The organism is Prevotella sp. CAG:255, assembly GCF_000431195.1.
Lineage (GTDB): Bacteria > Bacteroidota > Bacteroidia > Bacteroidales > Bacteroidaceae > Prevotella > Prevotella rara.
This window is the reverse complement of record NZ_HF986826.1, coordinates 1-11,564: the sequence shown is the minus strand read 5'-3', so window position 1 is coordinate 11,564 and position 11,564 is coordinate 1. Positions and strand designations below refer to the sequence as shown.

Sequence of the window (11,564 nt, the reverse complement as noted above, 5' to 3'; positions counted from 1 at the left end):
CTCTTTTTAGGAAAGAAAATAACATTTGTACAGACCATACATAACGATGTCAACCGTGGGTATTCAACCGCAATCTATGATTTTCTTCACGCCACGTTGGGACGCTGGAGAATGATACGTTTCGCAGCGATTTCCGAAACGAACTATAATGAACAGAAGAAACGTTATCCGCACACTATGGCCACTTGCATCGTAAACGGCCGTGCTCCTATGCAACCCACAGAAAAGATAGAGGATGTAAAACGTGAGATAGCCTCGTTAAAGAAGATTCCGAACACTACGGTAATATTGCATGTGGCACGTTGCAATCCTCAAAAAAATCAAATGTTATTGATTGACTCATTCAATGCATTGGCTACTAAAGGACTTGATGCAATACTATTGGTAATTGGCAACAGTTATGACAGCGAGTTGGGCTTATCTTTAAAAGCAGCGGCATGTCCCAATATCCACTTTCTCGGCACGCGAAAAAATATCAGTGATTATATGGCAAATGCAGACATTTTCGTATTGTCAAGTGCTTTTGAGGGTATGCCTATCACTATCATCGAAGCACTTTTGAGCGGAGTGCCTGTAGTATCCACGCCTGTATGTGGAGCCGTGGATGCCGTGGATGGAAAGAACGGAGTGCTTAGTGATGGATTTACAACTGAAAGTTATATGGCAGCTTTGTCAAAAGTCATCAACAACCTTGCCTATTACAAGACGAATGCACAAAAGATGAAGGACAGCAGTCCTTACACTATAAAAGCTTGCGCCGAGAAATACCTCGAATTCTTCAAGACAAGATGAACATGGAGGCCTATCTCGTCGTCATTAAATGGAAACATAAAAAACTTGCTCTATGCTTGAATATAATGAAAAAACAAACAGAATTGTTTATGACTATTCCTGGTGCCAGCAATGCGGCATTTGCGAAGCGGTATGTCCCAAGCAGGCCATATCCATGGAACTTCGGAAAGACGGGACAAACCAAATCATGGTGGACAATGACAAATGTATCCGCTGTAAACGGTGCGTGAACATCTGTCCCGCCAACAAACGTGAGAACTACGAAGGATATTTTGACAAATTCGCCGGAAAGGAATATTACTTAGGTTATAACACTGACGCAACGGTAAGACACGAGTGTTCTTCGGGTGGGGTATGCAAGACAATTATTATTGAAAGCCTGCGGAACGGATTGGCCGATGGTGTCTATACATTGAGGCGTACAGACGTATTTCCCTACGCTGAAGGCGAATTTTATACGAAAGGCAACATTCCCAGCTACAATGATATTCCGAATTCGGTCTATCACTCGGTAATGGCTTGCCGGAACATCAGCAAGATACAGCATTGCAAACGGCTGATTGTGGTGGGTACAAGCTGCCAGCTTAGGGCGATGAATGCCGCTTTGAAGGGAAAGGCGGACGAAATCATCCGCATCTGCATTTTCTGCAAACAACAGAAGACGCTTGACTCAACCAGATTCCTTGCGAAGATAATTGGAACTGAAATTCCTAAAAATCTAAAATTTTCGGCCCGCTATCGCGGGAATGGGTGGCCGGGAATCGTTCGGGTGAACGAATCTGAGCTGCCCTGGAATAGGGCAGCTCAGATTCCGTTCGGTAGAAGATTGTGGACGGTGCCGGGCTGTGACATCTGCGGTGATTCATTCGGAATCAAAGCGGAGGCGGACCTTACGCTTATGGACCCTTGGAAAATAAGAACTCCAAATAATCTGGGTGAAACCTTGGTTACGGTACATACAGAAACTGGGGGAAAACTGTTGAAGAACATAGACGCCATCGGATTACAGAAAAAAACTTTTGAGGACGTAAAGGCTGCCTTAAGTCTGAAAGACGTGTGGAGAAAACAACAAACCGAACCATTTTTCAGGGGCGAGAAATGTAGTGAAAACATAAAGAAAGCCGGTGAAGCTGAGCTTAGGCAAAGGCTTGCTATTCGAAAGATTGTAGACACGCTACCCAGAATGCCCATTCTGTTCTATCGCGTTGTTTGCAAATTTTATCCTGACAAGCGTAATCGAATCCTGAAATAATTATGATGGACGTAAAGGTAATTACACGACATGGGCCGTCAAACTATGGGTCATTATTGCAAAGCATAGCCACCCTGAAAATACTTGGTAGTCTTGGCTTGTCTGCTGAAATTATAGACTATCAAAGGAAAGATGAAAGGGGACTGAAGGCAACATTGGCGCAAGTCCGTCTGAAGAAAGCTTACGCAAATAACATCTTGAAAAAGACATTGTATGTCTTGGTACGCTTTCCGATGGAATTTATGGCGAGAACACGTTTTGACAAGATGCGTATCCAATATTTGCGGATGACAAACAGGGTGAGCGACATTGATGGGCTCACGCAAATAGGGGCAGATGTTTTCATTACAGGGAGCGACCAAGTATGGGGACCTTTGTACAACGGGAAATACGATCCTGCATATTTCCTGTCATTCGTCCAAAATGGAAAGAAAATAGCCTATGCGGCCAGTTTCGGCAAAACCAAGTTCAGCGATGAAATAGTTTCAGAATACAAATATTGGCTTAGACTATATGATGGTATCGCAGTACGGGAGGACAGTGCCGTAAAGTTACTGAACGAATGGGGAATACGATGCAACGGACAGGTGTTGGATCCAACATTAATGCTTAGCGGTGAACAATGGTCAAAGATGATCCGGAAAGAAATCAAAGGCGAATATATATTGGTATATCAAATCCATAATGATGCCAATCTGAATCATTATGCTTTGGATTTGTCACGACATACAAGACTTCCGCTCGTCCGCATCAGTCCACATCTACACCAAATGAGACGCGGAGGCAAATTCGTTTGGTGTCCTGATGTCTCCGACTTTCTCGCTTACATCAAAGGTTGCAGGTGTCTTGTAACAGATTCGTTTCACGGCACCTGTTTCGCAATAAACTTCAACAGGCCATTCATAGAAGTACTGCCGAACACTTCGACGGGTAGCAGAAATCAGAGCATATTAAAACTGACAGGACTAGAAAATCGCATAGTCAAGGATTTCAACGACTTTTCACTATTCAACGAGGCTATAAACTATGACAAAGTGAACGCCATATTAGTAAAGGAGCGTTCCGCCTCTTTAGACATATTAAAAGGATTGCTTGGATTGTAATCTTGCAGGCAGTCTTTTCTTATTTATCTTTTTCAATTCTTATGATACGAATTTTACATTCCGTCAGCAACTTGGATCGTGGCGGAATAGAGACCATGCTGATGAATTATTACCGTCACATCGACCGTGACAAGGTACAGTTCGACTTCGTATGCAACAAGCTGAAACCGGGCGCATACGACAAGGAGGCCACGGACATGGGAGCGAGAATATTCCACTCGCCCGGACTCAACCCATTACATTATCCGCAATACATCCGGTTCTTCAAGAACTTGGTTGGGCAATATCCCGAATACCGCGTGATAGAAGTTCACAACGGGGCTTTGGGATTATATGCGCTGAACAGCGCGAAACGTGCCGGCATTCCGGTAAGAATATATCACGCACATGGCCAAGGGCTTAACCTTGACTATAAAATCGCACTGAAATGGGTCTGCAAGAAGATGTTGCGGTTCAACATGACCCATCATTTCACTTGTGGACTGAAAGCCGGTGAGTATTATTTCGGCAAGGCCGTAATGGAACGTGGAGATTATGTACTCGTGCGCAACGCCATTGACGTGGACCGTTTCGTGTTCAATCCGGATGTAAGGGTACGTCTGCGTGTCGAGAACGGTCTTGAGGGCAAGCATGTCGTAGGCCATGTGGGGAGGTTCATGCACCAGAAGAACCACGCCTTTCTCATTGAAGTGTTCGCACAGATAGCCAGACGTGACGAAAAGGCTGTCCTCGTACTGCTTGGTGACGGGGAACTGCAAGAGAGAATCAAGAACAGAGCCGTGATGCTTGGTGTATCCGACAAAGTGAAGATGATGGGCAATGTAGGAAACGCCAACGAATGGTACCAGGCATTCGACATATTTATGTTGCCATCCCATTGGGAGGGTCTGCCTGTCGTAGGTGTAGAGGCTCAGGCTGCGGGGCTTCCGTGCCTGTTTTCCTCCTCAATAACCCCGGAGATAGGACTTACGAGTAATGCCGTATTCCTTGACTTGGGAATGGGACAGAGCACTTGGGCGGACAGAGCCTTAAGCATACTGTCAGCCCTGCCTGAACGTGAGGATATGCGAAATGTCATCATAGAAAAAGGTTATGACATCCGAGCCGAAGCAAAAAAACTTGAAAATCTTTATCTGGAAATCTATAACAGCACGTTGAAATGAAAATAGGAATTCTCACGCACCATTTCATTGCGAACTTCGGGGCTTTTCTGCAAGCGTATGCATTGCAAAAGGCCATTGAGCGTGAACGTCCCGATGATGAGGTGGTAATTATCAATTATATTCATCTTAAGCACTTCATTATAAATACTGGCGGATGGTTTCGGTTTTACGCCGGACGCGAGACAATTAGTGAATGGTTGCAGAAGATACGATTGCCTTGGACGTTTTTCTCAGCAAGGCATAAGTATATGAATCTTACACGACGTTGTTATAGTGCAAATGATGTGAATCGTCTGGGACTTGACGTAATCGTTATAGGAAGTGATGAAGTCTGGAATTTCAAGGATACGAAAAGTGATGCTGAAATAAAATTTGGTAAGGGACTGACTTGCAAACGGCTTGTATCGTATGCGCCAAGTGTGGGAGATTCCACACCTGATGAAGATATTCCTGGATACGTGACAACCGGTATAAAGAGTTTCAAAGCCATATCAGTCAGGGATTCTTTAGGACAGCAACTTGTGAAGCATATTACAGGAAAAACACCGCTGAAGGTTCTTGATCCGACTTTTCTTATAGAATTTCCTGTAAAGGAAGTCAAATTGCCAAACAAGGAGTATATCTTGTTCTACTATGCGGAAAATCTTCCCATGCACGTAAAAAATCAGATATTTGATTATGCGAATGAACATGGCCTGGCCGTTTATGGCGCCGGGGAATGTGACAAACGTTATTCTGCCGTCACCGTGAACCTTACGCCTTTTCAATGGGTATGGATGTTCCGGAACGCACGCTTCGTCATAACAGGCACGTTCCACGGGGTGGCTTTCTCCATTGAAAACGAACGTCAGTTTAAAGTTTTCCTGACACAAAAAAACAGAATACGGAAAGTCAATGACTTATTGGAAACACTTGGTATTGAGAACAGAGGCATTGACGACAACTTCGTGTTTGACCTGGAACGACAGGAAAAGGAAATCGACTACAAGGTCGTAAATGAACGACTGAGGCAAAAAAGGAAAGAAAGCCTGGATTTCTTGAGAAATGAAATCGAATGATGTCTCTGTCAAACCATTGAAACACACAAACCTTTATTTCTTTGAATGCTGTTTTTGTGTGCATTCGGACAATATTGTCTTAATTACCAAGCTGTAAATAAATACAATAAAATGTTAAGCAAAAAAATAAATCGGATCTTAAATCCGAACGCTATAATTCACTTGACGGACTTCGTGCCTATGCGGCCTTGGGGATAGTGTTGATGCATGTACAAGTGAATATCGCATTAAAACCGTCAATCAATTATGTCACAAAAGATCTGATACCCTTCTTCACTAACTTCACGTTGTTGTTCATGATTGTAAGCGGCTTCTCGCTGTGTTGTGGATATTACACGCGAATAAAAGAAGGCACAATTACGCCCAATGCGTTTTACAGGAAACGTTACCTTCGTATATTGCCTTTTTTCGCATTGCTGTGTCTTATTGACTTGGCTGTTGAACATGACCTTGGCTCATTATGTGAAGTATTCGCAAATATGACACTGTGTTTCGGCTTGTTACCACCGGATATTAAATTTCATGTGATAGGTGTGGGTTGGTTCCTTGGAGTGGTATTCCTATTCTATATGTTATTCCCATTTTTTGTATTTATGCTTGACAATAAACGACGCGCATGGATTTCCTTGGCATTGGCCTTGATTTTTGTACTCGTTTCCATCGAGCATTTTTCCGCACCGGGACGAAAGTGTATGATATACTGTGCGCCATTGTTTATTTCCGGAGGTATAGCTTACCTGTATCGTCATGAATTGGCGGAGTTCGGCAAACGGTACAGTGTGTGTGCTACAATCGTGATGCTAATCCTGACCGTATGTTTCTTTATGTTCAAAAGACATATTCATGGGCAGTTCATATCTTACATTGTCCAGCTGTTAATATTCAACGTATGGCTCGTTTATGCGATAGGTTCGTCTAACAAGGTGTTAAATAACCGCGTGGTTAAATACTTAATGTGGTATAAGCATGGAAATATACCTTTCACACATGTTCATATACCGCGTAGTAGAGAGGGTGCATCTTGAGAATTACATAGGCCAGTGTGACCTCCTATATATCGTAACATCCCTACTGACAATCTGCGGTGTTATCTGTTTCGCTCATGTAGCGAAATATTATCTGTTGCAACCAGTGATGAAACGGTTTGAGAAGTAGACACATTATCCGTTTGCCATCCGACAGTAAGCGTCCTAACAAAAGGTGACAAATAGCCCTCCCCACTTTTTGCAATGCGTCTTTATTGATTTTAATACAAAAGGGAGATTATTGAGGCCAAATCATACTTTCATAAGAATCAATAATTCAAAAACATGAAAATAATTGTTACTGGCACCCGTGGCATTCCGAATATCATGGGCGGTGTGGAGACACATTGCGAAGAGCTGTTTCCGAGAATTGCCAGACGTGGTTTTGACGTTACGGTGATACGCAGAACGAATTATGTTAAGGATGACTTAAGGGAATGGAATGGCGTAAAGTTGGTGAATATCAACAGCCCGAAGAAGAAGTCGTTCGAGGCCATCATCCATACGTTCCGCGCCATCAACGAGGCCCGGCGGCTTGGGGCGGACATCCTGCATATACATGCTATAGGTCCGGCCCTGCTTGTGCCTTATGCCAAGATGTTAGGGATGAAAGTTGTTTTCACCCACCACGGGCCTGACTACGACCGCGACAAGTGGGGATTTGCAGCAAAGACGATGCTGAAACTCGGTGAACGCATGGGTTGCATGTTTGCAGATGAGGTGATAGTAATCTCCGACGTGATACGCAACCTGATAAAGCGGAAATACAACCGGACAAGCCACGTTCATTTGATTTATAACGGCGTGTCTCAGCCCGAAGTATGTGATTATCCTGGATACTTTAAGAAACTTGGCATAGAGAAAGGCAAGTATATCCTCGGCATGTGCCGTTTCGTGCCTGAAAAGAACCTCCATCACCTTATAGAAGCATATGTTAAAGCAAAAGAACAAAATCCTGATACGGATATAAAACTTGTACTGGCTGGCGATACAGACTTTGAGGATGACTATTCACGCAATCTGAAAGAAATGGCGAGAAAGAACGGTGTTGTCCTTACTGGCTTTATCAAGGGCAAGAAGCTGCATTCATTGTTGACGAACTGTCTTTGCTATTGCTTGCCGTCAAGCCACGAAGGGCTGCCAATAGCTTTGCTTGAAGCCATGAGTTATGGCGTAAAGGTTATCGTGAGCGATATACCTGCCAATTTAGAAGTAGGTCTTAACAAGGAAGACTACTTTCCTGTTGGCGATGTGGATGCACTTGTTGGAAAGTTAAAAGCCGTAATAGAACATCCATTGGAACACATCAATTACGATATGAGCATATATGATTGGGAGAAGATTGCCAATCAAGTGGCAGAGGTATATCTTAGGTTAAAGTAGCAGGAGATTTGTCTCAATAATCACTTTGTGTTAATCAATCCGCTATCTGAAATATGTTGAGAGATTACCAATCTCATATAAAAGAACATATTTTGTCATTTGGAGAACGGCATTGTAACATCATGGTGCAGATGCCCACAGGCACAGGCAAAACACACCTGCTTGCTTCTGTCATTTATGACCATTTGAAAGAGGAACAAAGCCAATGCGTGTGGATAGTCGCCCACCGCCGCGAGCTTGTGGAGCAGATAGAGGAAACCGTTGCACGCTACGGCATTTCCAAAGAGGATGGACGGGTAAAGGTGATGTCCATCCAGTGGCTGTCACGGCATTGGGAGAACGTAAGGGAGGAAAGACCAAGCCTGATAGTGATTGACGAAGCACACCACGCGCTTGCCGACACTTACAGGGAACTTTGGCGGCGTTATCCCGAAGCGAAAAAACTCGGCATGACGGCCACACCCTGCCGTATGAACCGCAGGGGATTCACCGATTTGTTTGACACTCTGATAACATCGGACAGTATAGCGGACTTCATCAGGAAAGGCTGGCTCTCGGCCTTTGATTATGTCTCGATACGCCCGGACAGCGAAGACCAACGGTTGATAGACGGTTTGGAGAAACGTGGGACAGACGGAGATTTTCAAGTGAAGGAAATGGATGCCGTACTGAACAGGCGGCCAAGCATAGAGAGACTGTACGAAAGTGTCAGGCAGTATGCCAATTGCAAGAAAGGCATCGTCTATGCAATCAGCATCGACCACGCAAGGAATATCGCCTGGTATTACAAGGAACATGGGATAAATACCGTCGCCATTGACAGCAAGACACTGGCAAAAGAACGTAAACGGCTTGTCGAGGATTTCAAAAAAGGCAAGATACAGGTACTGGTCAACGTGGACGTGTTCAGCGAGGGCTTCGACTGTCCCGATGTGGAGTTCATACAGATGGCAAGGCCTACGCTGTCGCTTGCCAAGTACCTGCAGCAGGTGGGGCGCGGATTGCGCAAGACGGACGGCAAGAATTGCTGCGTGATGATAGACAACGTGGGGCTGTATCGACTGTTCGGGTTGCCCACGGCTTACCGTGACTGGCAGGCTATGTTCGAGGGGCGGATGGCAGGGAAAGGCTACGCTAACATGGCAAGGACGGCATATTTCCAAACCGTCAGGATGGAGGAAGCTGTAAGCACAACGCCCCAACAAGATGACGGAATGGAAACAATCGTAACGCATGACAAGCTGGTTGACTACCTTAATGCCGTCGATAATCTCTACGTGGGAATTACAAGGCAAGATAAATTAAAGGCATTCAAGGACAGGGCAAGCGGACTGTATGGCTTGAAGCGCGGCGAGAAAATAACCGCAATGCCGCAATATACAGAAGTGCTCGGCACGGACGTCAGCCTTGCAGTTGTACGCCTTAACAATAAACAGGTGTGCATAGTGGATGAACAGGGCGGAATAACGGCAAGGCTTGGACGGTGCAGCAAGGTGAAATTCATGAAGGACAGGATACTGTCGATGACGGGCGGCAACGGCCATGAAACCTACATGGACCTGCATAATGGCAAGACATATACAAGCAAACCAAAGTTACTGTATTTCAAGAATGTACAATTGTTGGAGGTTGACGGTTTCATTCACAGCAGGACTAAAACGCAGTACAGGGTAAAGGCAATCCGCGGCAACAGGAACATTTTTGACCTCGGTTTTTACCTGCGTATTTGCGACTACTTCTCCGTTCCGAGGTGCAGGCAGGTTGAAGAGGACGATGCACGGTGGGGGCACGACAGCGTCTGCATACTTGCCGGGGATTACGAAACCTACTACCGTTATTGCGGAATGCTGGCGGATGGGAGCATCGTCGTCGAGGACACCGCCGGGAAATACTTCCTCGTAGATGAGGGCAATGGCAAGCGGTACATCGCTTGCGAAAACCCGAATACCCCGGATGGGGATTTCAACACCGTCATTCCACGCCTGAAAGCCGAAGCGTCAAGGCGTGCATTCATGCGGTCGGAAAAAGAGAAGCAGGAAGAGAAAGAAAAACGTCAGGAGCGGTTGGCCGGAATGCAACAGGCCGAACCATTCCGGTCAGGCCGGAAGTGGGGGCTGAAACTCGGAGGGCGTATAGTCGTGCCGCCTGTCTATCGCAACATCCTCGCGCCTGTCGGGAACTACTGTGCCGTGGAGTGCAACCCCTGCCAATGGGGCATCATCATGCTTGACGGCAAGGTAGTGGTGGAAGCCAACTACTCGAAAGTCGAGATACGCGATGACGGTACGGCAAGGCTGACTGTCTTCCCCGGAAAAGAGAAGGTCGTGGAATTAGGCACCTGACAAGGCAGGAAATATCCGCACAGTACAAAATGCCGCAAGCTGTCCAAAATTGTTCCAAGGGTGGTTTGCGGCATTTTTGTACCGTTTTGTATAGTTCAATACATGGAAACTAGAAAAATACGGACACACACCTCACGGCGCAGGCCGGTACACAAACATTACTTGGAACTTATGCCGTTGATTTTGCCTCCAAGAAACGGTAGGCATTGTCATTGACGAGCTGTATTATCCGGTCATGGAACTCGGTGTTGGAGTTGCATACGCCACGGCTCTGTACCACTTTTCCTTGCTTAATCGAGAACTCGACTGTCTCGATGCGGTTGCCTTGGCGGTCATGAGCCGAAAGGATGACGCTGTCCGACTTGGCGTAATACTCGCACCTAAATACGCAGTGTTTCATGGCTTCACCCTCGGCACGGAACGCCTCAATGGAATCAAGGACGGATATTTCAATGTCGCTGTCGCTTATGACTATGCCGAAGAAGCACGACTTTTCCCGATAGAAGTCCGCCTCCTGCCTTTTCGCCCTCTCCATCCGTTCCATATTCCTCCGCCTTTCCTCCATGCGTGTGGCTTTTGCAAGCCATTTATCATGGTCAGCTTTGAGGTCTTTCGGGCAGATGTACTTGACCGAACGGATGTCGTGGCCGCATCTTTCAAGCAGCCTTACCGTGTCGCACCACAATCCATAATCCTCAGGCTCATAGCGATAGCGTTTCGCTATCTTGTACGACTGCCAACACCTGTCAAGCTCCATTTCGTGCACTGTGAAGTATTCAACCGCCTTGAAGTCCTTGGCTTTCATCATCGTCTCGATGCGGCTGTCCGCAAGAAGCGTTTGCGCCAGTCTTGTTGGGTGGCAGTCCGGAAGCCTCCCCCTCATGCCGTTACGCCTTAATTCCCTTGTGGTGGAATAGTTCGGATAGACATACGTGTTCGATATTACCCAATGGACGTTAGTCAAATTTCTCAGTTCAATGTCCGAGAGCCAGTTGAAACAGTCCATATAATGTCCCAACATCCTTGTCCTTGACGTGACTGCGGTCTTGCCGTCCTTGTTAAGCCATATACGGCACACCTCCATTTGCCAGGTTTCCTTTTTTTTGCCCTTGCGTGTAATTGCTGACAGACGGAATACCCTCTGCACGTGGAAGCCGTCAACCCTCTCGATGGTGGAGAAATAGACACTTTCTTTCCTTTTGCGTGTCAGCGTGTCCGTCACTTCCAGCTTGTGCCGGCATTGAGGACAACGTGTATATTTGCCTTTTCCCTTGTAGTCGAACTTATGACCGCAGTCGCCGCAGGTACATTTGTGCCCTGACGTGCGGAAGGCAATATGGCTTACCGTGTTCCTTACCGCCCATTCCACGGCTTTCGGGCTTACGGGTGACAGCTTCATGTTGGAAGCCGCCACCGCCTTTTCAAATCTGTTCCTCGGTTTCATGG

At 46.0% G+C, this 11,564-nt stretch carries 9 protein-coding genes; 8 read left to right on the top strand and 1 reads right to left on the bottom strand.

Going from position 1 to position 11,564, the window contains the following annotated elements; all coding sequences use genetic code 11:
• From QVO66_RS09950 to QVO66_RS09920, 8 genes are all read left to right on the top strand, one after another.
• Positions 1 to 792: glycosyltransferase family 4 protein (locus QVO66_RS09950; RefSeq protein WP_288172799.1), on the top strand; the 792-nt coding region annotated here is incomplete at its 5' end.
• Positions 793 to 844: 52 nt separating this feature from the next.
• A complete protein-coding gene (locus QVO66_RS09945; RefSeq protein WP_021855338.1) occupies positions 845 to 2,044 on the top strand; it encodes a 4Fe-4S dicluster domain-containing protein in 1,200 nt (399 codons plus the stop codon).
• 2 nt (positions 2,045 to 2,046) lie between these two features.
• Positions 2,047 to 3,147, top strand: coding sequence for a polysaccharide pyruvyl transferase family protein (locus QVO66_RS09940; RefSeq protein ID WP_288172798.1), 1,101 nt, complete (start codon positions 2,047 to 2,049; stop codon positions 3,145 to 3,147).
• A 41-nt stretch (positions 3,148 to 3,188) separates the two neighbouring features.
• The gene (locus QVO66_RS09935) at positions 3,189 to 4,310 is read left to right on the top strand and encodes a glycosyltransferase family 1 protein (RefSeq protein WP_021855336.1); all 1,122 of its coding nucleotides are present in this window, start codon (positions 3,189 to 3,191) and stop codon (positions 4,308 to 4,310) included.
• Positions 4,307 to 5,368: a polysaccharide pyruvyl transferase family protein gene (locus QVO66_RS09930; protein WP_021855335.1), complete on the top strand. Its 1,062-nt coding sequence runs from the start codon at positions 4,307 to 4,309 to the stop codon at positions 5,366 to 5,368. The genes QVO66_RS09935 and QVO66_RS09930 overlap by 4 nt, the downstream gene beginning before the upstream one ends.
• A gap of 203 nt (positions 5,369 to 5,571) precedes the next feature.
• Positions 5,572 to 6,393 carry an acyltransferase family protein gene (locus QVO66_RS13675; RefSeq protein WP_021855334.1) on the top strand — a complete coding sequence of 274 codons (822 nt, stop codon included), beginning with the start codon at positions 5,572 to 5,574 and terminating at the stop codon, positions 6,391 to 6,393.
• A gap of 285 nt (positions 6,394 to 6,678) precedes the next feature.
• Complete coding sequence (locus tag QVO66_RS09925; RefSeq protein ID WP_021855332.1) at positions 6,679 to 7,776, top strand: glycosyltransferase family 4 protein; 1,098 nt, start codon at positions 6,679 to 6,681, stop codon at positions 7,774 to 7,776.
• 53 nt (positions 7,777 to 7,829) lie between these two features.
• On the top strand, positions 7,830 to 10,118 hold the full coding sequence (locus QVO66_RS09920; protein WP_288172797.1) for a DEAD/DEAH box helicase: 2,289 nt from the start codon (positions 7,830 to 7,832) through the stop codon (positions 10,116 to 10,118).
• A 169-nt stretch (positions 10,119 to 10,287) separates the two neighbouring features.
• On the opposite strand, the gene QVO66_RS09915 is transcribed toward QVO66_RS09920, so the two are convergent.
• Positions 10,288 to 11,564 (bottom strand): PcfJ domain-containing protein (locus QVO66_RS09915; RefSeq protein ID WP_021855330.1); only part of this gene is annotated, 1,277 nt, incomplete at its 5' end.

Excerpts from the sequence above, each read along its gene's own strand:
- QVO66_RS09945 (WP_021855338.1), top strand. The coding sequence starts at position 845 with ATGCTTGAATATAATGAAAAAACAAACAGAATTGTTTATGACTATTCC.
- QVO66_RS09940 (WP_288172798.1), top strand. The coding sequence starts at position 2,047 with ATGATGGACGTAAAGGTAATTACACGACATGGGCCGTCAAACTATGGG.
- QVO66_RS09935 (WP_021855336.1), top strand. The coding sequence starts at position 3,189 with ATGATACGAATTTTACATTCCGTCAGCAACTTGGATCGTGGCGGAATA.
- QVO66_RS09930 (WP_021855335.1), top strand. The coding sequence starts at position 4,307 with ATGAAAATAGGAATTCTCACGCACCATTTCATTGCGAACTTCGGGGCT.
- QVO66_RS13675 (WP_021855334.1), top strand. The coding sequence starts at position 5,572 with ATGCATGTACAAGTGAATATCGCATTAAAACCGTCAATCAATTATGTC.
- QVO66_RS09925 (WP_021855332.1), top strand. The coding sequence starts at position 6,679 with ATGAAAATAATTGTTACTGGCACCCGTGGCATTCCGAATATCATGGGC.
- QVO66_RS09920 (WP_288172797.1), top strand. The coding sequence starts at position 7,830 with ATGTTGAGAGATTACCAATCTCATATAAAAGAACATATTTTGTCATTT.